We start from the raw sequence: 23,206 nt of genomic DNA on the forward strand, positions 1-23,206 counted from the left end.
GAAGCCCTGCAATATGGCAGCGCCATCGTGACGACTAATCATGCCGTCGCCGGCTATGAGGGTGTCGTGAAAGCGGGCGAGCACGTTCTGGCCGGCGAAGGACGCGACGACTTGACCGCGATTCTGCTTGACCTCCTTAAAAACCCATCACGGATGAAGAGTTTACGCGCCAGCGCTGCTGAGCTTGGGGCAAGCGTCCTCAATCAGGAGAATCTCAACGCCATTGTCGCCAAGACGGTCGCCGAACAAGCGGGCTAGATATAATCCGCCTTTATGTTCGGGCAGTGTCCGCCCTGCCGCTGGCCTTTTGACAATCGTCTCAATAAGTTACTCTGGAAACAGCAGAATCGTGGCCAGCCAGGACGGCTGGCTCGAAGGAGATGAATAGGGTTATGCGGGGCGCAGCGGTAAGGACTTTCATGGCGGTCATCATCGCGTCGCTTGCTGCGGCTTGTTCGCGCGGCCCGTCGCCGGAAGAGGCTGGAGAGACGCCGCCGGCGGCCGAAGCTGAGGACGATCTTAATCTTGATGTCTGGCTTGAGCGGATGGAGGTTGGCAGCCGCGAGCTTTACTCAGCCCGCGAAGCGGTTGTCGCCGCCTTATCGTTGGAGGAAGGTGACGCCATCGCGGATATTGGCGCTGGCACCGGTCTTTATACGCTGTTGTTCGCCGACGCCGTGGGCGCACATGGCCGGGTCTACGCTGAAGACATCGAGCCCTTATTCCTCGATCTCATCAACCGGCGAGCGGAAGATTCAAGTCTTGAGAATATCACCGCCGTCCTGGGGCGTGAAAATGATGTGACCCTTCCGGAAAATTCAGCCGACATCGTTTTTATCGCCGACACATATCATTATTTCGGCGACCGAGAAGCGGTCATGAAGTCAGTCCTGAACGCGCTGAAGCCCGGGGGATCTCTAGTCATTGTGGACTACGATTTGAAACCCGGCGAGCCGCGGCCGGAAGACAAGGTCCATGTGCGATTCGGGCGTGCCGGCGTCATCTCAGAAATCGAATATGTCGGCTTTACGCTTGCCGAAGAAAAAGCGGTTGCAGGGCTTGAAGAAAACTACTTTCTGCGATTCGTGAAAGCCGATGAGTGAGGCGGCGGGTGAGAACGGCCGGAAAGGGCTGAACCGCTTCCTGTTCTGGCTTTATGAAGGTTACGGAACAGCGCCTTATTATTTTCGCTGGGCGTTTTTGATCTTCGATCTTCTCACAATCTGCTACTTCCTCTGGGCGCCGTTTGAAGCGCGGGGAAAAACGCACGTCGCTGTCGATTTCGCCATCGGCGCGGTCATTGCTGCGGATCTCGCAGCGCGATTTTATATCGCCCGTCATAAAAGCCGTTTTCTATTGAATTGGCTCAATTGGACTGACCTGGTTGTCGTCATCACCATGCTGGCGCCGTTGCTCGTGTCGAATTTTGCGTTCCTGCGTATTTTGCGGGCAGTGCGGGCGGTGCGCGCTTTCACCTTTATTCGCCGGATTAAAGTCCTGACGCCTTTTTTTCAGCGTCATTCGCGCATCATCGACAAGGTTACAAATCTTGTCGTTTTCGTCTTTGTCATGGCGGCCATGGTCTATGCGACGCAGGTCGGCGTGAACCCGGGCGTTCATACCTATATTGATGCGCTTTATTTTACGATGACGACGCTGACCACAACGGGTTACGGCGATATTCTGATGCAGGGCAAGGCGGGCAAAATACTCTCGATTGTCATTATGGGGCTGGGGCTGACCCTGTTTCTTCAGTTGCTGCGCGCGCTCGTAGAGCCCGATCATAAGGTAGACTTTGAATGCCCGGATTGCGGCCTGATGCGCCACGACCGCGATGCTGTGCATTGCCGGCATTGCGGGCGCGTCCTCCATATTGAAACGCCGGGATTCACCTGATCCCAAAAATTTTCTGTGCACTGTATATTATCGCCATAATGGCGTACACGGATGGTGTGCGCATTCGTTGACAAATTCATAACACGCCTTTCCGTTAACCTATTTTTTTGATCGATTTCATAATGTGGAATTTGACTGGCGGCGTTTGAGCGCCGTGAGTTCATTCAGACACGGCTGAACGCCGGTTGCGAGGAATTCGCATGTCGCCTGAATTGGGTGGAAATTTGGCGCAAGTCGCCTTGGGGCTAGGGCTCTTTTCCTTCGGGGGCATGACCGCGCTCGCAGTGAGCAACTTTCTGCGCCGCTCATATGGGGCTAAGCACGAGGCTATCCCAACTGTTTCAAGTCAAAATGCCGCTATGGGCGCCGCTGCTTTGGAAGATGCGCTCGAAGAGAACGAAACTCTCTTTCGAGAGATAGCGCAGACGACGCCAGTGCCTGTTGTTATCTCTGATTTTGAGACCGGTGAGTTTAAGTTTTACAATGTGGCTGCGGTGCGTTTGTGCCGCGAAAAACTCGGTTTCGATATTTCGAAGCGGCGGACGCTCGATATCTGGTGGACGCCTGAAGATCGCAACGCCTATGTCAGCGCTATCAGCAAAACACAAAAAATTGCAGGCCAGGCAGTCGCCGTAAAAACGGATGACGGCGAAAAGTACTGGCTAGAGGCGTTCGCCACTGTCATCGATTTTCTTGGCCGGAAATGTATTTTAACGTCTCTACTGGACATCAATGACCGCTTTCAGGCGGAGCAGGCTCTAAGACATGCGAAGAATACGCTGGACCGCGCTCAACGCATCACCGAAATGGGAAGTTGGGAATGGAACATCGCTACTGATGAGATTTCCTGGTCCGATCAAATTTACCGCATCTTCGGCTACGAAGTCGGAGCCATAGACCCGACTTTTCATGTGTTCTTGCAACATGTTCATGAGGATGATCGTGAAATGGTGCAGGCAGCAGTCAAGCGTGCATTAGAAGACCGTGCGCCATATGACATAAATCACCGAATCGTTTTGCCAAACGGACAGATCAAGATTCTTCATGAACAAGGAGAAGTTGAGTATGATCAAAACGGCGCTCCTGCGTGCATGCTCGGGGCCGTCAAAGACATCACTGATATTTGTGAGACAGAAGAGGCGCTGCGCCGCAGTCAGGTTACGCTTTCAGGGATATTGAATATTTCTCCTGAGGCCATGATCGTTACGAACGAAGAAGGCCGAATAACGATATTCAGCGCTGGTGCAGAAAACATATTTGGGTTCAGTGCTGAAGAGGTTATCGGCCGGCGTGTTGATTGTTTGATGCCTGAGCGTGCGAGAGCTCGGCATCGGGATTTGGTTAAAGATTTTGGAGCGTCCCAAACGGCGAGTAAGCAGATGGGGGAGCGCCGGGAGATTATTGGCTGCAGAAAAAGCGGCCAAGAGTTCCCGGCCAAGGCGTCTTTGTCAAAATTACAGACGCCAGACGGCACCTATTTCACGACGATTCTCCGGGACATTACGGAAGAAAAGAAACATGAAGCCGAATTGACGGAAGCCAAGAAAAAAGCTGAAGCAGCTAGCGAGGCGAAATCAGCGTTCCTGGCGACGATGAGCCACGAACTGCGCACGCCGCTCAACGGCGTGCTTGGCGCTGCGCAAATTCTGAAAACCCAAAATCTTGACGCCTCCGCGGGCGAGTGGATCGAGATGATCAGGGATTCCGGCGAAAACTTGCTGTTGCTGCTCAACGATATCCTCGACATCTGTAAGATTGAGGAAGGCACGCTGAGTATTGCAAAACAGGAATTCGATCTGCAGCAATTGTTCGAAAGTGTGATTGCGCCACGGCGGTTGCTGGCGGACGAAAAAGCTGTGAGCCTGAAGATGAACACAACTTTGGGCGACGTTCACTATGAGGGGGATCCGAAGCGTATTCGCCAGATCCTAACTAATCTCGTCAACAACGCGATCAAGTTCACTGATCAGGGTGAAATTGTCGTGACTGCAAAGATCGAGGACTCAGATGGCGCCTCCATGCTTGTCTGTTCTGTGAAAGATACGGGCTGCGGCGTGCCCGAAGAGGCCCAGGCGAAAATCTTTGATCGATTTGTTCAAGTGCAGGATGGCCGGTCACGGATGCATAACGGCGCTGGATTAGGACTCGCCATTTGCCGCGAGCTTGTTAACGCCATGAGCGGCTCCATGTCCCTTGATAGCGGCGCCGGGCAGGGATCAGTCTTCAGCTTTGAGATTCCTATCAAGCCGCTTCGCGCCGTCGGGTCGGCCAAGCCCCCCAAGGACACTGAGCGTTCACCTTTGTCCAACGGTGAGGCGAGGCCGGCGCCATTTTTTGCGCCGTCGGTCTTGATTGTCGATGACCAGTTCGTGAACCGGAAGGTCATCGGCTCTTTTGTTCGGGCGTTCGGGGCTGAAATACACGAGGCGGAAAGCGGCGGAGAAGCGTTGGAACGTTGCAAGAAAACCGCGTTTGATCTCATTCTTATGGACATTCATATGCCCATGATGTGCGGACAGGCGACGCTTGCGAAAATTCGCAGCGTCGACAATCTGAATAAAGCGACACCCGTGGTGGCTGTAACGGCGGATGCGATGGTGGGCGATCGCGAGAAATATCTCGATAGTGGTTTTGACGCTTATCTGTCAAAACCGGTGAACGCCGCTGAACTTAAAAATGTGATTTCAGAATTTGTCCCGTTGGCAGACAGCGGCGCCGACAAGATCGCCGTTTAGCGGCGCCTGGTCTCCACTATCCTTTGTAGACCCAATAATCAGGGCCAAACCGGGCTTCGAGCTTGTCGAGCTGTTCTCTTTGTATTTCGCGCACTCGCGCGGGGGTGATAGCGTCTTGCGGGTCAATCTCCTCAATCTTCAGGCTTGTCTTGTCTTCATAGAGGTGCTCGCCAGCAAGCCGCGCCTTATTATCATAAGGCCAAAAAAAGGCCTGCCGGCTGGAGATGTGGTAAATCCCGTCTGGATTATCGATGCCGTAGTTCATCGCCATGAGGTCTGAGCCCTTGGCGAGCTGGTGGAAAGTCAACTCGTCGAAGATGCCCCAATCACTTACTGCAATAATGTCATCGGAATTCCACAAAACGACTTCGCCGACGCTGTTATAAAAATCGACGACGCCTTTTTTGCCCTCAACGACGACAGGGTTGGCGCCCCAGCTTACGCGATAGACAGGGTGATCCACCATCATATCAGAAGCAACGATCTTCTCATACTGGCCAGAGCCTTCGAGATGCACGTGGCGCCAGAAGTTGAGGAGCATCGCCTTGTGCAGGGGATTGGTGGTGCGCTCATACAGCGTTTCCGTCGGGGCCATGCACTCATAGACCGCTCTTTCGAAGTTGTTCACGGATTCCTCCCTGCCTTACCTGCCACCTGCCGGCGCGGCCTTGTTGTTACTTGGCTCCATCATAGTGATGTCTGCAGGGCTGCGCTTGACCTATGGCGCAAGCCATTCCGTACAGGTCCGCAGAGTCGCGACATTTTCCGGCGTTTTCAGAAGCCGTCAAACCCTATATGAGGGGAGGAAAATGACCAGAGCCCTGGAGCAGGGCTGAAAGGAATGTCATGAGCAGCAATTCCGAGGCTTTCGAACGCTGGATACGCACGTCTTTCGTCGAAATGAATACGGAGCTTGAAGAGGCTTACTTCAGCCAGGATCAAAAGGAGGCTGTTGAGGGCATCGGCGACGCCATCAAGGTGCAGATCCGCGATGAGGGGCATGATTTCGTTGTTCGCCTTCTTGCAGAGGGAAACACTGACGAAGGTTTTGATAACGCCTTCGATCTTCTCGGCGACCTCGGGCTTTATCTTGGCGCTCTGCGGCGCCATGAACTCACCAATCCGGCGCGCGAAGAGAAATCACCTTTTCCGGAAGCTTCGGCGCTTGGCCTCCATATTGCTGCGTCGGTTGGCATGGCGCCGCGCTTTGCAACGGCTCACCTTGCAACGCGGAATGCGGCTGTAAATGGAAGGCAGAAGAGCTTTACGTCGCTGAAAGATGAGTTTCTCTTTCTCGACTATAATACGCGCGGTATTTTCTCCTTTATGCGCTGCGCAGATGCGCTGATGAGAGCCTTGCCCTTAGGCGTATCGCATCCGGTTACGGAAACGTTGTTGCAGGACGCTGCGAACGCACTGCGCGATGTCATAAAATACAATGATATTTTATACAAAGAGCTCGATACGGATCGGTTCTTTTATTCAGTAAGACCTTATTACAAGCCTTATCGTGTCGGTCGACATGAATATCGCGGCGCCAATGCGGGCGATTTTTCCGGCATCAATGAAATTGATATGCTGCTTGGTCTCTGTCAGGCAAATGACCCTTATTACGCCCAATTACTGGTGGATAAGATGCTGTTCATGACACCTGAAGATCAGGCGAGTTTACGTGACTGCATGCGCATGCGCAGCCTTCTTGACCAGTTCCTGGACCTTGCGCCGCAATCCGCCAAGGAACCATGGTTTAAGCGCAATGCCAGCGCGTTTCTAGAAGTCTGCCGTCTCCATGGCGAGACGGCTACGCAGCATCACAATCAGCTTGTGAAGTCATTTATCGAAGAACCATCTGCAGCGCTTGAAGCCGATAAGCTCGCACAAGTGACGGCGAGTGGCCCGCCTTTGCCGGTGCTCATGCGTGCTTTGGAAACCTTGCGCGACATGCGCACTGCTGCTGATCGCGATGATATCCGCACAAGTTACAAAGCAATTGAAGCCCTGAAGGCTTACATTTCAGCCTAGGCTTCGTCCATACCGTCGACGCGGATTTTCGAGGCGAGAGCGGTTTTGATTTTCTCGCGCTGAGCTTTTGTGCGCTCGCTCGCCTCCAGGCGTTCCGCTGCCAGCCGGTCGGCTTTTTGTGACAATGAGTCGAGGTAAGCGTAGGCGTTCATCAGTGAAGCGGGAGTGGCGTCTTTTCCATTGGTCAGGTCGGTCATTTGTTTGCGCACGGCTTTTCGCTCTGCTTCAAGCCGGGCCATTTCATCATTGATGGCGGCAAGTTTATGGCGTTCTTTGTCAAAGCGGATCTGGGCGATCTTTTTCAACTCTTTCAACTGCTCAGTTGGCGTGGTCATAGGACCTCGCTTTCTTGCGCATGGAGTCGGCGAAGTGAATTGCCGCCGCGACCGCCGCAAAATGTTCATGCAGAATTTCATCGCCGATCTCGACTGTCGCATGGATTGCACGTGCAGTCGGTGGGTCGGAACGAATCGGAACGCCGGACATGGTGGCGACTTCTCTGATCTTGAGAGCGACTTCGTCTGTGCCCTTTGCGACACAGACCGGCGCGCCGCCCGTTTTGCGGTCCCATTTGAGCGCGACGGCGTAGTGCGTCGGGTTGACGATGACGACGTCTGCATCCGGCACGTCCTTCATCATCCGGTTACGGGCGATCGCCTGACCGCGTTCGCGACGCGACTGTTTCATAGTCGGATCGCCTTCTTGCTCCTTCATTTCTTTCTTAAGTTCTTCCAGCGTCATTTTGAGCTTGTGGGTGTGACGATGACGTGACCAGGGCACATCGACCATTGCAAGTGCGGCGGAAAAAAGAACGATTAGCGCTGTGAAGATCACGCCTTCCCGAAGGATCGCTGCCGGCAGGCCTTGCGCCGGCAGACGAGCTTCTATGGGCAACACGGCGAAACGGTGGGCGAAAACGGCAGCGAACATGACGCAAACGGCGCACAGTTTGACGGCGCTCTTTGCGAATTCGCTGAGCCCATCGGGCCCGAATTTTTTCTTGGCGTTGGCGATGATTGAGAGCCGGTTGAATTTTGGCTGGATTTTGGTAGGCGCGAAGGTGACCGCCTGTTGTGCAAATAGCGCCGCCAGCACCCCGAGCGCCGGAAGCGCAAGAAATGGGAAAAGCGCCTGCAGTCCAAGGCCAGAAAGGGACTGGATGAAAGCGCCGGAATCGGCGGCGAAAGCCTGCGCTGCAAACTGTTCAGGTCTTTCTAGCAGGCGGGTCAGGCCGAAGGCGAGCGCTGCAGCGACGCCTGTCGATGCGGCGGCGAGCGCGATATAAAATCCGATATAGGCGGCGGCGGCATTCGCTTCCTTGGACTGTGCGACATCACCTTCCCGCCGCGCCTTATCGATACGCGACGGGGTTGGATCGTGGCTTTTCTCCTGGCCGCTGTCTTCCTGTTTATCGCTCATAGCGCCGCCGAGAAGAGATCAAACAGGACGCGCTGGAAACTCGCCAGCCAGTCAAAAAGGATGATGGGCGCCGCCGCGGCGAAAAGGAAAAGCGCTGCGAGTGTCACGGCTGGCGCGCCGACAAAAGCAGCCATCAATTGCGGCATGGCGCGGCTCGCCGCCGCGAGCGCCAACGAATAGAGAAAGCCGAGAATCACAAAAGGCGAAGCAAGCGCGAGAGATTTAAACAGAGCTGACCCGACGCGCGTCGTCGACCATTCGCCGGTTTCCTGTGCGCCCGGAAATGCGCCGAAAGGAAGAAGCTGATACGCGTCCGCCATAGCGCCGACAAGATGGATATGGAGTCCCGCGGCCGCGGCCATAGCGACGCCCGCCATAACGAGGAGCGCTGCGAAGGGCGACTCAGAATCGAAACCCACAGTCGGGCCGAATAACTGGGACAGCGAGGAGCTCTGAGCGATAATGGCGCCGGCGACCTGCAGGATGAAAACCATTAAGCGTAAGGCGAAACCAATAAGAACGCCGGACATGAATTCCGCAGCAAAGAGCGAGACAATGCCGGCTGTTGTCGCGGGCGGCGTCATATCCGGCGACAGCACAATAGGGGTCAGCACAATAGCGATAGCGATCGCAGCGGTGAGGCGCGCTCGCATGGGGATCGCCTGTTCGCCGAGACCGGGCGCCAGAAAGACAACCGCAGAGACCCGGGTGAACACTGCGCCGATCAGGATAATGAAGGGCGCGCCCGCATCAACTATCGGCGCCAGCGCGTCCAGATAGTCCATGACCTCACGCCGTCCCGATCAACAGCGGTTTCGCGCCGGTGTCGATCTCTTCATAGGAAAGCACGGGATTGCGAATTTTCTTGGCGTGCAGCACGGCGCGAATGAAACGCCGCCGTTTGGCCGATGTGACAATCGCGGGGTAGAGCTGACGCGCGGAAGCATTGTTGATCTGTTCAACGACGGCCTGGGCGAGTCTGTTGAACTCCTCCGGCGGCAACGCGACGTCCAAATGTCCGTTGGCGCCTTGTGTTTCGTGTTCGGAGAAGACTTGCTCCCAATCGAGACCAACCTGCACGAGAGGCAGGGCGCCGTCTTCGTTTAGCATCGGCGTCACAAAATTTCTGGCGATCCGCTGGCGCACGAATTCAGTGACATCTTCGGCGGTATTGTAAAGGCCGCGACCTTCAGCGATGGTTTCGAGCATTACCGGCAGGTTCCGAACTGGCACGCGTTCCTCAAGAAGGAAACGGAAGACGGCCTGAACGAATTCAGTCGGCGTTTTATCCGGCACGAAGTCATCGAGCAGGCGCTTGTTGGAGGCTGCGCGTTCAGAATCGGAATTGTGCGTAAATTCTTCGAAGATGCGTTTTACGGAACGGCGTGTGACAAGACGTGAGAAGTTCTGCTTGATAGTTTCAAGCAGGTGGGTCGAAACCACTTCTGCTGGTTCAACAACCGCATGACCCAGCGACATGGCGTCCTCACGTGCTTTGCGGTCAACCCAGCGCGCCGGAGCGCCATAAACCGGTTCTTCGCAGTCTTCGCCTGGAATAGGCAGATTTGCCAGGTCGTCCACAATGACAAGCACACGCTCCTGATAGAGTATACCTTTTGCCGCCGCGACGCCTTGAATCTTGATGACATACTCGTTTGAAGCGAGATCAAGGTTATCCGTCAGGCGAATAGGGGGGATGATGAAACCGAACTCCGCCGCGATGTAGTGACGGATTTTGACGATGCGTGGTTCAAGTCCGTTTACATTATCCAGCGCCAACGGAATAAGGTCTCCGGAAAATTCCACATGAATTTCGTCGACATCGAGAATGTCGCCAAGTTGCTTTTTGGTTTCCTTGGGCTTTGGCGCTGCCGTTGTTGCGGCGGCTTTCTTTTTCGCTTCCTGATCCTGATAGATGAGATACGCTGCGGCCACGAAACCAGCGGAGCCCACAAAAAACGGCAGGAAAGGAAGACCAGGCATCAGCGCGAAGACGCCCATGATGACGGCGACGGTGCCAAGAGCGAGCGGGTTGGCGCCAAGCTGGGCGAGCATCGCCTTGTCTGCGGCGCCTGCGACACCGCCTTTTGACAGGAGAAGCGCGGCGGCGATGGAAATGATGACGGCCGGGATCTGGCTGACGAGACCATCGCCCACTGTCAGGATAGAATAAGTCGCGACGGCGTCGCCAGCCGACATTTGATGGACGCCGACGCCCATGGCGAGACCGACCACAAGGTTCAAAAGAGTGATCAGGAGGCCGGCGATAGCGTCGCCTTTGACGAATTTCGAGGCGCCGTCGAGAGAGCCGAAGAATGTGGTTTCATCCTGTTCGAGTTTGCGGCGGGCTTTTGCTTCTTCATGCGTGATGGCGCCGGCGGCGATATCGCTATCGATAGCGAGCTGTTTGCCGGGCATGCCATCCAGGGCGAAACGGGCGCCGACTTCGGCCATACGACCGGCGCCCTTGGTGATCACCATGAAGTTGACGATCAGGAGAACACCGAAAACAACCAGCCCGAGGAAAATATTTCCACCCATAACGAACATGGCGAAGCCGTGAATGACCGAGCCTGCCGCATCAGGGCCTGTATGGCCGTCGCCGATGATGAGCTTTGTCGAGGATACGTTGAGCGAAAGGCGCAGCATCAGCGAGCCCAACAAAACGGTCGGGAACGCCGAGAAATCAAGCGGCCGTTCGATAAAAAGCGTCATCGTAAAGATCAGGATGGCCAGTGCAAACGAGACCGTGAGGCCAATGTCGAGCACGATAGACGGCACAGGCAGAACCATCATGACGATGATCGCCATGAGGCCGAAGGCGAGAAGCACCGTCGTCTGGCCCGGCAAATTCAGCTTCAGCGCGCTTTCCATGAAAAAACCTTGTTACCTGTACGCCTTACGCGCCCGCGATGGCGGGCAGAATGACATTGTCAAAAAGATTGGCGAGAAGCCGCGCCATATGTCCCGCGGTGAGCCAGAAGACCAGCAGCATGGCGAGCAGTTTTGGAGCGAAAGTGAGCGTCATCTCCTGAATTGAGGTGAGCGCCTGAAACAGGCCGACGACGATACCGACGACGAGCGCCGTAACGATCATCGGTGCGCCCATCCAGGCGGCGGTCCACATGAATTGCCGGAAGATGTCGGCGATTTCCGTTTCCGTCACGTTCCCGTCCCCCCTAGACCGGCATCCGGATAAGTTCCTGATAGGCTTCGACGACCTTGTCGCGCACAGTCACGGCGGTCTCGACCGCAAGTTCGGCGGCCGCGAGGGCCTCAACGACAGAATGCGGGTCAGCCGAGCCGGTCATGTAATTCATGGCGGCGGTTTCGCCCTTGGCGACCGTTCCGGCAAGTTCATGAACCGCCTTGAAAGCAGGGTTATCATCAAGGCCTTTGACGGTCGTAGCCTCGGCGCCAGTTTTGGTCGGCGCGTTATCGGACTTCAGCGCCGTCTTGGCGAGGTTATAGCTTTGGGCCGCCTGGAATGCTGGCATTTTCATGGTTCAGTCCCTCACGATTTCAATATGTCGAGGAGTGATGTGTACATCTCACGCGCCTGGCGAAAGACTTCGAGCCCGGCGTCATAGGAGCGGGTCGCTTCACGCGCATCGGCGAATTCGGTCATCATGTTGACATTAGACATGATGACATAGCCTTCAGAGTTAGCAAGCGGATGGCTGGGGTCGAAAACCCGTTCGCCTTCTTTCTGATCGAGAAATACGCGGTCAACTTCCACGCGAGTGACGTCTTCGGACCGGTCGTAGACGTTCTCAAAAGTGACTTGTTTGCGCTTGTAGCCATGGGTGTCGACATTGGCGATGTTTTCGCTGACGACCTGGAGCCGCTGTGCTTGCGCGCGCATGCCGGATGTCGCGGCGCCGCTGATCTTGTCAAAGGGGTTCATGGCCTGTCTCCTTAGCGGCCGCCGCCAAGGGTCGCACGCATCATGGCGAGCGCCTTGGAATAAACGGTGAGAGCGGTGTCGTGGTCACGCACGGCGGCGGTGGACCGCGTCATCTGATCTTCAAGGGATACGGTGTTGCCGTCGGGGGAGGCGACGCCTTCAACATCGATTTTTCTGGCTTCGAATGCATGGCTTGCGAAACCGGAAGCGCGTGCGTCCATTTGCGAACGCTGGCTCTTTGCAAAGGCTTCTGCAAAAGGTTCGAGATCTTTAGCCTTGTAACCGGGTGTGTCGGCATTGGCGATGTTCTCGGCAACCTGTGCATGACGTTGCACCGAGTGGCGCGCGAGCATGGAGGCCGTATGCATAATTTTGAGATCGCTAAACATGTACACCTCGCCTTAACCAGCGGTAAGGGATAAATGCACTGATAAGTTGAATGAACTGTTAACCACGTTGAGTGCGATGACGCTGCCTCTGGCACCTTTAAAGATTGAGAAACTTTTGAAAACCGCAGGGCCGCGCCGCTATGGTGTTGTCACGGCGACGGACGGGTTGTCGCTGAAGATCGCAGGGCTTGCCGGCTATGCTGCGCTTGGCGATACGGTGATGGTGGCGACAGCCTCCGGCCGCGATGTGCGGGCCAAGATTGTCGCCATGGACGGAGATGTAGCTACGGGATTTGCTTACGGTTCATTAACCGGGGCCGCCGTCGGAAATGTTGCGACCCTGGATAGGGCTGCCGGCGACGCTATGCCGTCTGATGACTGGATCGGCCGGATTATCGATCCCTTTGGCGCGCCCATGGATGATGGGCCTATAGGGGTTGGCGAGACAACTATGCAGCTGGAGCATCCGGCGCCAAACGCCGCCAAACGCAAAATGCTGGGTGCGCGCCTTTCCACAGGTCTAGGCGTGCTCGACACGCTCCTGCCGATCTGCCGTGGGCAGCGGATCGGGCTTTTCGCGGGCTCTGGCGTTGGCAAATCAAGCCTCCTCGGCGATATCGCCAATGGCGTTGATTGTGACGTCGCGGTGATCGCCATGATTGGTGAGCGCGGCCGTGAAGTGCGCGCCTTTATCGAAGATACGCTCGGTCCTGAAGGCCGTAAGAAATCTGTGATCATCGCTTCCACGGCGGACCAGTCACCGCTGGCGAAAAAACGTGGCGCTCATCTCGCCATGGCGACGGCGGAATATTTCCGTGATCAGGGCAAACAGGTGCTGCTCCTGTTCGATTCTTTGACACGCTTTGCCGAATCTCATCGTGAAATTGCGTTGTCGGCTGGTGAAGCGCCGTCGTTGCACGCCTTTCCGCCGTCAACCTTCCGCACGATTGCACAGCTTGTGGAGCGTTCCGGGCCTGGAGAAGAAGGCCAGGGCGATATCACCGCCGTATTTTCAGTGCTGGTCGCCGGTTCAGACCATAATGAACCCGTAGCGGATATGATCCGCGGGATTCTTGATGGTCATATTGTGCTTGAACGCAAGATTGCCGAACGGGGGCGATTTCCGGCAATCGATGTTTCGCGGTCTGTCTCGCGCTCTCTGCCGGGCGCGGCAAGTGAGGAGGAAAACGCCCTCCTGCGCGAAGCGCGCGCCATCATACGGGCCTATGAGGACTCTGAAACGATCGTGCGCGCCGGCCTCTACGCACATGGCGCTGACGCGCAGATCGATCGTGCGCTTGAGATATGGCCGAAGCTTGACAAATTTATCTCGGAAAAGTCCGAGGACGGCGTTGAGGGCAGCTATAAGCGCTTAAACGCCATCGTTCACACGGGCGCCAAAAAGCCAGCGACGTCAGCGCAGGCGAGCGCGCTCGGCTAGCTGTTAGAAATTGGAAATGAAGAGATTGACGATGCTGTTTCCGGACAGACTGCCATTGGCGCTGCCTGTAAGCATGGAAAGGGCCGCTGAGCCTGGCGTGGAGGCTGAGGGCCCGTTTTGAATTTCTGATTGCACAAAGAACCGGCGCAGCGCCTCCTCGACTTTCAACGGATCTTTGAAAATCGCCGGTGACTTGCCGCCAAAGAATTGGTCAGCTTTGCGTTCAAACAGTTCTTTCTGCTGGTCGATGTCAGCTGAACCGATAGAAGAGGGAAGGCCAAAAGCGCCTTCCATAACGGCGCGCAAAGGCTCCTGTCCCATAATCTGGAACCAGCCGACATCTTCGACGTTTGATCCGTTCGCGATAGCCGTAATCTCGCGGCGGAAATTCATGGCGAGGCGCATGTCAGTATTGACTTCGCCGACGCTCACTTCGAAAGCACGTTCGAGATAGTCGTTTGCTGTTTGCTCGCGGAAAGAAGGAATGCCTGTATTTGCGCCTGTGAAATTTCCATAGCCAAAAGCTTTGGCAAATTGACGCCAGCGCGTATCGGAAAGGCGATTGGCGAAGCTATCACTTGCATCCGTACCTTCTTCAAGGATTTTCTGGATGAAAGCCTTTTTGTTGATTTCTTCTTCCAGGCCAAATGCGCCGAGGGCAACCGTCAGGAGCCGGCGATCGTCAACAAGTTTCTCAGCTGTATCGGCTTCCACGATATGTTCGCGGAAGTAATCCACATTACGGACGATTTCCGGAGATTTCTGAAAAGTTTCGAACTGCCGCTCGGCCGTATTTTGAAGCACGCGCCAGCCGAGATATCCACCAAGGGGTATGGCGGGCGTAAACATCAGGAAGCCAGCGCCTGTGCGCCGGAAGGCATGCGTGCGAGAAGGGCGTGTTCAAATTCGAAATGTTTTTTCACCGCGCGCATGACAACATAAAATTTCTGATCGCGCGCTGCTTCGATAGCGCGCAGAACATCGTCACCGGCCTCGCCTGGGAAAACGCCTTTAAGGGCGCTGAGCCCTTGTAGCAGCTCTCCCACTGCCTGATCCGGATCAGCCTCGCCGGCGAGCGCCAGCTGTGCAATGTAGTATACGCGCTTCAACGGCGTATTGGCTTCTTCCTTTGGGATAGCGTCGCGGGCGCGCAGGATCGACACATCGCTGGAGCGCACACGAATGCGTGCGGCGCGATCCCCATTTTGGAGAAGCACGCCATTAACGAGCACTTTCTCGTTAGGCTTCAGCTTTATGACGAGACCTGTCATGAGGCAGATGCTTCCTCCGATCCCTGCAGTCCGCGAATAATATTCTGGTTGATTTCGATTAAAGGCTCTGCATCGAGTGAGCGGTCTTCGTCAGCCAACAGCTTACGTGTGTAATGCTGAGTAAACTCAAAGAGATAGAATAGCTGCGACCGTAACTCGACAGGAAGCTGATTGCTTTCGCTTGCAACATCGACAGCGACAACGTTCCAGAATTCGAGATTCTTGCCAAGCGCGCGAGCAAACGCCGCCGGATCAGCGCTGCGGTTTTTCTGTGCGACGACAACCGCCGTTGTCAGCTTGGAAAGCAGTTGACGTTCGACAGCTCGCGGCGATGCTGTTGTACGTGCAGATTCATGATAGGCGTTTCGCGCAAGCGTCGATGCCGTCATTTCCCTAAACGCCCCTTCCGTGGTTCTTCCCCACGTTGTATTTTTACTACCTTAAAAATTCCGTAAAGACCCAGGAGCCTTCACGGGCTCCTGTCTCTTATTGGAACAGGCCGAGTATCGAATTCGGGGACGAATTGGCGATCGAGAGCGCCTGAATGCCGAGCTGCTGCTGGACCTGCAGGGATTGCAGGCGGGCGGAAGCGGCTTCCAGATCAGCATCGGTCAGGGCGCCGATGCCGGTTTTCAGCGCATCAGTCAGATTTGTGACAAATTCGTTCTGAATTTCGACGCGCTTTTGAGCGGAACCGAATTCAGCGGAGGCGTCGACCGCCTCCTGAATAAGCCCCTCGATCGAGACGAGTGCAGCCGCAGCATCAGCAGAGGTCGTAACGCTGAGAGTGTTCAGATTGGCGAGGCCGCCGCCAGTGCCGTCAGTAACAGTAACTTCAAAACCGACAGCGCCGCCAGTGTTGTTGGAGATAATGACTTCCGCGTCAGCCGCGCCGCCGCCCGCGAGAGCAACAGTGATGCCGGAGAGGCCAGCCGCGTTAATGGCGGATTCAAGGCCAGCCGCAACGTCGTCATGATCGGCGCCCGCTGCAACCGTATAGTTGATCTTGCGGCCGTCGATGCGTAGTTCCCAGACGTCGCCTTCGGTGAAGGTGGCGCCGGTGTCGACATGGATTTCGAAGTCATTCGTGTCGGCGATAAGGGCGGCTGCAGCATCACCTGCGGCGTTAACGCCCGTCGAACCGGTGGTGTCGAGACCGACCACTGCCGCGCCAGCCGCTGTTTCCAGGCTGAAAGCATCGACTGTGATGGCGCTTGCCGTCACATTGCCGGCGGCGTCGCGGTCAAGCGAAGCCAGAAAGTCTGTGGAATCGGTGCCTTTCAGGAAGTTCAGGCCGTTGAACTGCGCCGATTCGACAATACCGTCGATCTGTTCGCGCAACTGGCCGATATCCGTCTGAATCTTCGTACGGTCAATATTATCTTCCTGGGCTGCAACGATCAGGCCCTTCATATCGACAAGCAGTTCAGTGATCTTTTCCGCTGCGCCCCGCGCAACGCCGACTGAGGCGGCGCCGAGATTGAGCGACTGGGAAATGGCTTCAAAGCCTTTCACGTCCGATTGCATGACCGTGGAGATCGCGAAGATCGCCGCGTTGTCTTTGGCGTTCGCGACTTTTTTACCGGTCGAGATCTGTTCCTGAACCATCGACAGGCCTTTGTTGACCGTACGAAGGTTCTGAAGCGCGATCATCGCGGACGTATTTGTAAGAAGGCTGTTAGTCATTGTTAGACTCCGAGTTGGATCACAACAAGAAATTCAAGCTTTAAATATCCGGTTAGGGATAATAAGCTCTTAACGGCTCGAAACTTTGTCGTCAGAGCAAGCTACCTGGTTTTGTTGCGCCATTCGGAAGTCAAGTATTTGTTAATATAAGCTGCTTTTCCTCCTCGCGCTATTAGGCTTTCCGCAAAGCAGTATTGCCGCCCCTTAGCATCCAGACATAAAAAAAACCCGCGAAGGCCAAACACCTTCGCGGGCTTAGTCGTTCGTCAGTTCCGATTAACGGAAGAGGCCGAGGATCGAGTTCGGCGCGGCGTTGGCGATCGACAACGCCTGAATGCCGAGCTGCTGCTGGACCTGCAGGGACTGCAGGCGAGCAGAAGCGGCTTCCAGGTCAGCGTCGGTCAGGGCGCCGATACCGGTTTTCAGCGAGTCCGTCAGTTCTGAGACGAATTCGTTCTGAATTTCGATACGCTTTTGAGCGGAACCGAATTCAGCCGAAGCGTCGACCGATTCCTGAATGAGGCCCTCGATCGAGACGAGCGCAGCGGCGGCGCCAGCTGCAGTCGAAACGTCAAGGCCATTCAGGTTGGCGAGGCCGCCGCCAGCGCCATCAGTGACGGTGACTTCGAAACCAACTGCACCGCCGGTGCCGTTGGTGATGATGACTTCTGCGTCAGCAGCGCCACCGCCCGCGAGGGCGACAGAGATGCCGGTGATGCCGGCGGCGTCGATGGCGGATTCAAGACCAGCCGCAACGTCGTCATGGTCGGCGCCCGCAGCAACCGTGTAGTTGATCTTGCGGCCGTCGATACGCAGTTCCCAGACGTCGCCTTCAGTGAAGGTGGCGCCGGTGTCCACATGGATTTCGAAGTCATTGGTGTCAGCGATAAGCGCAGCAGCAGAATCACCTGCACCGTTTACCCCTGTCGTACCAGTGGTGTCGAGACCGACCACAGCAGCTCCAGCCGTCGTTTCAAGGCTGTAGGCGTCGACAGAGATCGTGCTTGCCGTCACGTTGCCGCTGGAATCACGGTCAAGCGAGGCGAGGAAGTCTGTCGAATCAGCGCCTTTAAGGAAGTTCAGGCCGTTGAACTGCGCCGCTTCGACGATGCCGTCGATCTGGTCGCGAAGCTGTCCGATATCCGTCTGAATCTTCGTACGGTCAACGTTATCTTCCTGAGCCGCCACGATGAGACCTTTCATCTCAACGAGCAGTTCAGATACTTTTTCAGCCGCGCCGCGAGCAACACCGACAGAAGCGGAGCCGAGGTTGAGCGACTGGTTGATGGCTTCAAAGCCTTTCACGTCCGATTGCATGACCGTGGAGATCGCGAAGATCGCCGCGTTGTCTTTAGCAGTCGAAACTTTTTTACCAGTCGAGATCTGCTCCTGAACCATGTTGAGGCCTTTATTGACCGTACGAAGGTTCTGAAGCGCGATCATCGCGGACGTGTTTGTAAGAAGGCTGTTAGTCATGATGAGACTCCAAGTTGGATCGTTTTTTTCAACGGTCCGACCTCGCGATGGAGTTGTCGGGAGCCCCGCGCCTGGCGGGTTTTTTTGAGCCTTTTTAGCTCACGGCAGGCCGTTTAAGCATGTCCGCAGCAACCACGCGGTTGCACAAGGTCAGCTATACAGTGCTGAAAATAATAAGTTTTTAAGAAGTATGGTTTCGCAAATATTAAAATTACGCTTTTGCGACAATTGTTGACGCGTCGGGATTGCGCAACGCCGCGCCGCCGCGCGCATAAGCGCCGGTGTTAAGCTCGGCCTCGCGGATCTTTTTAAGGCGAGAGCGCGCCTCGCGAACGCCTTGCGCCGTTGCTTTCAAAATAGCCGCATTTTCTTCTGCTTGCCGGCGTACGGATTCGAGCTCGGCGATAATCTGTTCGCTCAAGTCGGAGGCTTCCATGGCCTGTGCCGCTTCATCAAATTCCGCAAGCAGGGATTCCTTTTGCGCTGTCAGCGCGGCCACCTGGTCGAAGGCGCGCTTTCCGATCGCAAGGCTTTCGGATTCGGTAATAGCTTTCAGCTTCGCGACAATCGCCTTAATTTTATCGAGCGGTTTCACTAGAGTTTTTCCTTAAGCTGCCGGTAAATTTGGTCGGCGAGGCCAAAACCGCCTTTTTCAGCGATCCCGTCGGCATAGGTTTCCACAAGCATCGATGAGAAGGCTTCGCCGCCAATGCCGCTGTCGCTTGCGAGCGCCTTGTCGAGACCCGAATGAGTCAACATTTCCTTGATGAAAACAGCCTCGAACTCCTGCGCAGTCTTGCGCAGGGCCGCATCTTTTTCAGCAGCGGTCTTCGTCGCCTCTTTCACGTGATCGGCGGTGTTGGCGTTGACAACGAGGCTTAGGCTGGCGGCGTTCATAGGCGCGCTCCAGATAGGAAAAATTTTAACCACCCTAGGCCGTGTAACTAAAAAATAAGTTATCAAACGTAGAAAAGCTTTATGGAAAACACTCAACTGTCATTGCTGAATGCGCTCTTCGGCGGCAAAGCTCCTGGAGACGCAGCCCTCCAGGAAAAGCCGTTTCCCGGCGAAAATCAGATTAAACAGGATCCGCAAGGTTTTTTCTCATTTCTGGAGAGTCTGACGGCAGAGACATCGGAGACAGGTAAAGAAGTTCTTAACGCACCTTTGGCGCCGAAAGACGGAGCCGAAAAAAGGTTTCCCGGTCTTCAGGTTGAAGTAATAAGAAAATTATCTGGCGATGAAACTGCGCCGGTTGATGGCGACGCTATCGCAGCGGCGTCTTTCGTTATCGCTGAGCCTCAAGCGCTTGCCGCGCCTGATACGCTTTCGCCGCAAGCAAGCAGGGGTGCGGATGTTGTTATCACTGCACCCACTGTGGTGACACCATTTAATAACGTAGAACCCGCTACATCGGCGTCGGTTACAGCGGCACCTCCTGAAACTGGAATTATCGCAGTCGGGACTACAGTCGCCGGTTCGGCCGGTGTTGAGCCGGAGATTCAAGCGCAGCTTGGCGCAACCGCCTTGCAGCCGCCTGTAAAGCAGGCGCCGGGCCTTGATAGTGATGGTCCCCCATTAGCTGAGCCAGCTCAGCCGGCCGTTCCAGGCGCTAAGGCGCAACCAGCAACTCCTGCGCAGCCCGCCATTCCTGCAGAACCTGCAACCCCGCCACTGGTGGCGGTTCAGGCGCAAACGGCCGTCGCCATTGAAGCCAGGTCTGTCACGAAAACGCTTCCAGATCAGGCGGCTCAAGTGGAGCCGGGCCTAGGTGAGGTCGGCGAACGGCCTGCGCCGCATATTGATCGTCTGCAGACGAAAGCTCATGATCCCAATCTTAAGGCCCTTGCCAATGGCGCAACGCCGATTGCCGATCATGCGGCGCCGGACGCGTTATCTCATTCGGCGCTTACTCGCGAAGGAGATGCCGGTTTTGATCGCATGGTGTCGACCCGCATTGATACTGTTACGCAGTCCGGAGAGCGAAATACTCACCTTAATCCGGTTCGCGACCAGATCGTGGCCGCTGTGGCTGCGCGTCCAGGGGAGTCGAAGTTAGAGATTCGCCTTGATCCGCCGGAGCTCGGCAGGGTGATGATCGGTTTTGATCGCGATGGCGCGGATATTGTGCGCGCTGTCGTTACAGCGGACTCGCCGGATACGCTCGATCTCATGCGCCGCAATGCTGATGTGTTTCAGCGTGCGTTGGCGGAGCAGGGCTTTTCCAATCTCGACCTTCAGTTCGCCGACAGGAGCGCCAATGAAAATGCGCAAGAAGACGCTGGGGATACTGGCCAGTTCTTCTCCCTGTCAGAAGATGAAGGCGCCAATACAGTAGCGACGGAGCAAGGCCCGCGGGTCGTGCTCGGCCGCCTGGACCGCCGACTTTAGGCTGGACCGTATCAAGGAGACCACTCATGGAAGCTTCCCCGACCATATCGCCGTTCCAGGCGTCTTCCGCAGCGGCGTCGCGTTCCGGCGCCGCCAGCGAAAGCTCTGAGAATGGGGCGCTGGAGTCCGTTGATTTTCAGAACTTTCTGACTCTGTTAACGGCGCAACTTCGCAATCAGGATCCGCTAGATCCATCGGATTCAACGGAATTTGTAGCGCAGCTTGCGCAGTTCACGTCTGTCGAGCAGTTGGTCAACGTCAACAACAAGATTGATAACCTTGCGACTGCATTAGTCGCCGAGGGCATCGACAAATATGCCAGCTGGATCGGCAAGCAAGCTGAAGTCAATTCCGCTCCTGCATATTTCGACGGCTCAACGCCAGTCGGCTATCGCCTTTCAGGCAATAGTGCAGCGGCCAGTGTGCAAACGGTGATTACGGGTCCCTCCGGTGAGGAAGTCACACGCTTCACTTCGCTGAACGGATCTATGACGCAAAGCTGGGACGGTATGGTTGACGGCCAGCCCGCCGCCGCTGGCGTCTATGCCGTGACGGCGCTTTATTATGGCAAGGAAGGCAATGTGATTGGCGAAGAGATCGCAAGTACGTTCGGTGGCGTGCAGGCCGTTCGCCTTGATGATGGCAATCCGAAAATCGTTCTCAATGGCGGCGTCGAACTGAGACCGGATCAAGTGGCCGGTCTGGGCCAATAGAACGAAGTCACTTCAATGTCATTGAATAGAAAGCCGCCTCTTGAGGCGGCTTTTTCACATGCGGATGTTCAGGCCGGAAGAGCGCAATCAGTAGTTTTGAATGCCAAGATCGAGAATGAGGATATTGAGTGCGGCGTCGCCCATGATTTCACGACTGGTCTCCAACAGCGCGGCTTTCATCAATTCCATCTTCTCAACGTCCTCCAGCATCTGCGGCAGCATGTCTTCGCCGGCAAGCGCAAGAAGGCGCGTGAGCAAGGCGTCCCGCAGGCGAGGCTCCAAGGCGTAGACGCTTTCATTCTGGGAATTATCCACCTCGATATTGATGTCGAGAATGACCATGGATTTCGGTTTGCCGCGACGCACGACAGGCACCACAAATTGACGAGAGAATTTCATGTAGCTTGTGGACCCGGCTTCTTCTTCGCCATGCCCGCCGCTTTTTTTCTTCTTTTCCTTGCCGTGACGGTCTTCACCTTCTTCATGAGCGGCTTCCTTGTCGCCGCCTGACATCATGGATTTAGCGAAAAAGCCGCCGCCGCCGCCGACAGCGCCGGCGACAATGATAACAATCACGGGAAGCAATTTCTGAAGCATGAGAGCGTCCTTTTAGAAGGGCGAGATCATATCGATGATCTGCTGGCCGTAGCGCGCACGCTGCATGTCGGAGATTTGGCCGCGCCCGCCATAAGAGATGCGTGCGTCGGCGATCTTGTCATAGGTAATCGTATTGTTGCGCGCGATGTCCTCGGGGCGAATGATCCCGGCGACGAGAAGCTCGCGCAGTTCGTAGTTCACACGGATTTCCTGACTGCCGGTGATGGCGAGATGGCCGTTGGGCAGCTCGTTGATAACCGTTGCGGCGACGCGGAGCGTGATCTTTTCCTCACGTTTGATTTGTCCATCGCCTGACGACGAGGTGCCGGAAGTGGCGCCGATCGCCGGGTCGAGTGTCGCACCATTAGGCAGCAGGTCTTCTGCAAGGGAATTGAGACCGAAAAAATTCGACACGGACATATCGTCCGACGAACTCCGGGTGCGAGTCGTGGAATTTTTGATCTCTGCTTCTTCGTCAATTTCAATCACGACGGTGACGATATCGCCAAGCGAGCGGGCGCGACGGTCGCCAAACAAGGAGGAGGGGCCGGAGCGCCAGAGTGAGGCTGTCGTGACCTTCGCGTCGCTTGGATGCACCGCTTTTGGCGGGACTTCGTAGCGGCGTGGGTCCGGGGCCGGCATGGGGTTGCGCATGTCGCCCACCGGGGAAATGCTTGGCGGGTTGAACATGTGATCCGTGCGCGACGCGCAGGCGCCGAGCGCAAGAAAAGGAACGGTCAGAAGCAAGAGATTCTTGGTCATTGCGTCACCGCTTTGTTCGGGCCGGTAATAACGGCCGTCAGGATTATTTTGGAACTTAGATTCATGACGCGTACGCTGTCGCCCACAGCCCCGGCGTCGAGCGCGCGTCCTTCGGTCGTGATCATGAGAGGGCCGCGTATGAACTCGAGCTGGACAATGGCGTTGCGCGTGACGACAGTGGGCGGTCCCACATCGCTCGGCGAAAGCGTCTTGCCTTGATAAATTGCGCGCTTGAGCTCAAGCCCGACAAAAAGTTCAAGCGCCTTGGCGTTGTCGCCTTCCACCATGAGGTCAGAACTATGGAGGACTGTTCCGGCGCGTAGATTATTGGCGGCGCGGACAACAGTCGGCTTTTTTTCGGCGGGCATGACGGACGTCGTCAAAAGCTCGTCGGCGACGGCGCGCGGCGCTTGCGGCGAGACCGCTGCGACTTGCTGCTGTGCGCCCGCTGGCGCTGCGGCGATCGCGAAAAAAGCAAGAATTGAAAGGGAGCGTTTCATG

The 23,206-nt window shown here is 55.8% G+C and carries 27 protein-coding genes (1 of these 27 running past the window's edge); 8 read left to right on the top strand and 19 right to left on the bottom strand.

Features of this window, described 5'->3' with window-relative positions; all coding sequences use genetic code 11:
- The 4 genes from ACFC5L_RS07715 to ACFC5L_RS07730 form a co-directional block, all read left to right on the top strand.
- A protein-coding gene (locus ACFC5L_RS07715; protein WP_375204333.1) for a glycosyltransferase family 4 protein crosses the window boundary here: on the top strand, positions 1-258 show its 3' end. 831 nt of this gene lie to the left of the window's left edge; the window shows 258 of its 1,089 coding nt (coding positions 832-1,089); its start codon lies off the left edge, out of view; its stop codon occupies positions 256-258.
- Positions 259-419: 161 nt separating this feature from the next.
- Positions 420-1,103 (top strand): class I SAM-dependent methyltransferase, encoded by a 684-nt coding sequence (locus ACFC5L_RS07720; protein WP_375204332.1) that lies wholly within the window; start codon positions 420-422, stop codon positions 1,101-1,103.
- Positions 1,096-1,896: an ion transporter gene (locus ACFC5L_RS07725; RefSeq protein WP_375204331.1), complete on the top strand. Its 801-nt coding sequence runs from the start codon at positions 1,096-1,098 to the stop codon at positions 1,894-1,896. The genes ACFC5L_RS07720 and ACFC5L_RS07725 overlap by 8 nt, the downstream gene beginning before the upstream one ends.
- Before the next feature lie 200 nt (positions 1,897-2,096).
- On the top strand, positions 2,097-4,631 hold the full coding sequence (locus tag ACFC5L_RS07730; RefSeq protein WP_375204330.1) for a PAS domain-containing hybrid sensor histidine kinase/response regulator: 2,535 nt from the start codon (positions 2,097-2,099) through the stop codon (positions 4,629-4,631).
- A gap of 16 nt (positions 4,632-4,647) precedes the next feature.
- Here the strand turns inward: ACFC5L_RS07730 and ACFC5L_RS07735 are convergent, their stop codons facing one another.
- The gene (locus ACFC5L_RS07735; RefSeq protein WP_375204329.1) at positions 4,648-5,259 is read right to left on the bottom strand and encodes a hypothetical protein; all 612 of its coding nucleotides are present in this window, start codon (positions 5,257-5,259) and stop codon (positions 4,648-4,650) included.
- A gap of 218 nt (positions 5,260-5,477) precedes the next feature.
- Here ACFC5L_RS07735 and ACFC5L_RS07740 point away from each other — a divergent pair, with 218 nt between their 5' ends.
- Positions 5,478-6,653 carry a PrnB family protein gene (locus tag ACFC5L_RS07740; RefSeq protein WP_375204328.1) on the top strand — a complete coding sequence of 392 codons (1,176 nt, stop codon included), beginning with the start codon at positions 5,478-5,480 and terminating at the stop codon, positions 6,651-6,653.
- On the opposite strand, the gene ACFC5L_RS07745 is transcribed toward ACFC5L_RS07740, so the two are convergent.
- Genes ACFC5L_RS07745 through ACFC5L_RS07780 form a run of 8 tightly spaced genes read right to left on the bottom strand, consistent with a single transcriptional unit; the run spans position 6,650 to position 12,368 of the window.
- Entirely contained in the window at positions 6,650-6,988 is a 339-nt protein-coding gene (locus ACFC5L_RS07745; RefSeq protein WP_375204327.1) for a hypothetical protein, read from the bottom strand. The genes ACFC5L_RS07740 and ACFC5L_RS07745 overlap by 4 nt on opposite strands.
- Positions 6,972-8,072: an EscU/YscU/HrcU family type III secretion system export apparatus switch protein gene (locus ACFC5L_RS07750; protein ID WP_375204326.1), complete on the bottom strand. Its 1,101-nt coding sequence runs from the start codon at positions 8,070-8,072 to the stop codon at positions 6,972-6,974. Before ACFC5L_RS07750 ends, ACFC5L_RS07745 begins: the two co-directional genes overlap by 17 nt.
- Positions 8,069-8,857, bottom strand: coding sequence for a flagellar biosynthetic protein FliR (locus ACFC5L_RS07755; protein ID WP_375204325.1), 789 nt, complete (start codon positions 8,855-8,857; stop codon positions 8,069-8,071). Before ACFC5L_RS07755 ends, ACFC5L_RS07750 begins: the two co-directional genes overlap by 4 nt.
- 4 nt (positions 8,858-8,861) lie before the next feature.
- Entirely contained in the window at positions 8,862-10,946 is a 2,085-nt protein-coding gene (gene flhA / locus ACFC5L_RS07760) for a flagellar biosynthesis protein FlhA (RefSeq protein ID WP_375204324.1), read from the bottom strand.
- Between the two features lie 25 nt (positions 10,947-10,971).
- A complete protein-coding gene (locus ACFC5L_RS07765; RefSeq protein ID WP_375204323.1) occupies positions 10,972-11,238 on the bottom strand; it encodes a flagellar biosynthetic protein FliQ in 267 nt (88 codons plus the stop codon).
- 13 nt (positions 11,239-11,251) lie between these two features.
- Positions 11,252-11,575 (bottom strand): flagellar hook-basal body complex protein FliE, encoded by a 324-nt coding sequence (locus ACFC5L_RS07770; RefSeq protein ID WP_375204322.1) that lies wholly within the window; start codon positions 11,573-11,575, stop codon positions 11,252-11,254.
- 11 nt (positions 11,576-11,586) lie between these two features.
- Complete coding sequence (flgC, locus tag ACFC5L_RS07775) at positions 11,587-11,979, bottom strand: flagellar basal body rod protein FlgC (protein ID WP_375204321.1); 393 nt, start codon at positions 11,977-11,979, stop codon at positions 11,587-11,589.
- Positions 11,980-11,990: 11 nt separating this feature from the next.
- Entirely contained in the window at positions 11,991-12,368 is a 378-nt protein-coding gene (locus ACFC5L_RS07780; protein ID WP_375204320.1) for a FlgB family protein, read from the bottom strand.
- A gap of 115 nt (positions 12,369-12,483) precedes the next feature.
- Here ACFC5L_RS07780 and ACFC5L_RS07785 point away from each other — a divergent pair, with 115 nt between their 5' ends.
- Complete coding sequence (locus ACFC5L_RS07785; RefSeq protein WP_375210740.1) at positions 12,484-13,809, top strand: FliI/YscN family ATPase; 1,326 nt, start codon at positions 12,484-12,486, stop codon at positions 13,807-13,809.
- A gap of 3 nt (positions 13,810-13,812) precedes the next feature.
- Here ACFC5L_RS07785 and ACFC5L_RS07790 read toward each other — a convergent pair whose 3' ends face one another.
- From ACFC5L_RS07790 to ACFC5L_RS07820, 7 genes are all read right to left on the bottom strand, one after another.
- Positions 13,813-14,658: a DUF1217 domain-containing protein gene (locus ACFC5L_RS07790; RefSeq protein WP_375204318.1), complete on the bottom strand. Its 846-nt coding sequence runs from the start codon at positions 14,656-14,658 to the stop codon at positions 13,813-13,815.
- Entirely contained in the window at positions 14,658-15,080 is a 423-nt protein-coding gene (locus ACFC5L_RS07795; RefSeq protein WP_375204317.1) for a flagellar biosynthesis repressor FlbT, read from the bottom strand. The genes ACFC5L_RS07790 and ACFC5L_RS07795 overlap by 1 nt, the downstream gene beginning before the upstream one ends.
- Positions 15,077-15,469 carry a flagellar biosynthesis regulator FlaF gene (flaF, locus tag ACFC5L_RS07800; RefSeq protein ID WP_375204316.1) on the bottom strand — a complete coding sequence of 131 codons (393 nt, stop codon included), beginning with the start codon at positions 15,467-15,469 and terminating at the stop codon, positions 15,077-15,079. The genes ACFC5L_RS07795 and flaF overlap by 4 nt, the downstream gene beginning before the upstream one ends.
- Positions 15,470-15,566: 97 nt before the next feature.
- A complete protein-coding gene (locus ACFC5L_RS07805; protein ID WP_375204315.1) occupies positions 15,567-16,766 on the bottom strand; it encodes a flagellin N-terminal helical domain-containing protein in 1,200 nt (399 codons plus the stop codon).
- A 276-nt stretch (positions 16,767-17,042) separates the two neighbouring features.
- Entirely contained in the window at positions 17,043-18,242 is a 1,200-nt protein-coding gene (locus tag ACFC5L_RS07810) for a flagellin N-terminal helical domain-containing protein (RefSeq protein ID WP_375204314.1), read from the bottom strand.
- A gap of 211 nt (positions 18,243-18,453) precedes the next feature.
- Positions 18,454-18,837 (bottom strand): hypothetical protein, encoded by a 384-nt coding sequence (locus tag ACFC5L_RS07815; RefSeq protein ID WP_375204313.1) that lies wholly within the window; start codon positions 18,835-18,837, stop codon positions 18,454-18,456.
- The gene (locus ACFC5L_RS07820; RefSeq protein ID WP_375204312.1) at positions 18,837-19,139 is read right to left on the bottom strand and encodes a rod-binding protein; all 303 of its coding nucleotides are present in this window, start codon (positions 19,137-19,139) and stop codon (positions 18,837-18,839) included. The genes ACFC5L_RS07815 and ACFC5L_RS07820 overlap by 1 nt, the downstream gene beginning before the upstream one ends.
- A 102-nt stretch (positions 19,140-19,241) precedes the next feature.
- Between ACFC5L_RS07820 and ACFC5L_RS07825 the strand changes: the two genes are divergently transcribed.
- Entirely contained in the window at positions 19,242-20,633 is a 1,392-nt protein-coding gene (locus tag ACFC5L_RS07825) for a flagellar hook-length control protein FliK (protein WP_375204311.1), read from the top strand.
- A gap of 26 nt (positions 20,634-20,659) precedes the next feature.
- A complete protein-coding gene (locus ACFC5L_RS07830; RefSeq protein ID WP_375204310.1) occupies positions 20,660-21,346 on the top strand; it encodes a flagellar hook assembly protein FlgD in 687 nt (228 codons plus the stop codon).
- A gap of 87 nt (positions 21,347-21,433) precedes the next feature.
- Here ACFC5L_RS07830 and ACFC5L_RS07835 read toward each other — a convergent pair whose 3' ends face one another.
- From ACFC5L_RS07835 to flgA, 3 genes are read right to left on the bottom strand one after another with little or no spacing between them, the layout of a single operon-like run.
- On the bottom strand, positions 21,434-21,943 hold the full coding sequence (locus ACFC5L_RS07835) for a hypothetical protein (protein WP_375204309.1): 510 nt from the start codon (positions 21,941-21,943) through the stop codon (positions 21,434-21,436).
- Between the two features lie 12 nt (positions 21,944-21,955).
- Positions 21,956-22,705: a flagellar basal body L-ring protein FlgH gene (gene flgH / locus ACFC5L_RS07840; protein ID WP_375204308.1), complete on the bottom strand. Its 750-nt coding sequence runs from the start codon at positions 22,703-22,705 to the stop codon at positions 21,956-21,958.
- Complete coding sequence (gene flgA, locus ACFC5L_RS07845) at positions 22,702-23,205, bottom strand: flagellar basal body P-ring formation chaperone FlgA (RefSeq protein ID WP_375204307.1); 504 nt, start codon at positions 23,203-23,205, stop codon at positions 22,702-22,704. The genes flgH and flgA overlap by 4 nt, the downstream gene beginning before the upstream one ends.
- Between the last annotated feature and the right edge of the window lies 1 nt (position 23,206).

Source organism: Hyphococcus sp., from assembly GCF_041986965.1.
GTDB lineage: Bacteria > Pseudomonadota > Alphaproteobacteria > Caulobacterales > Parvularculaceae > Hyphococcus.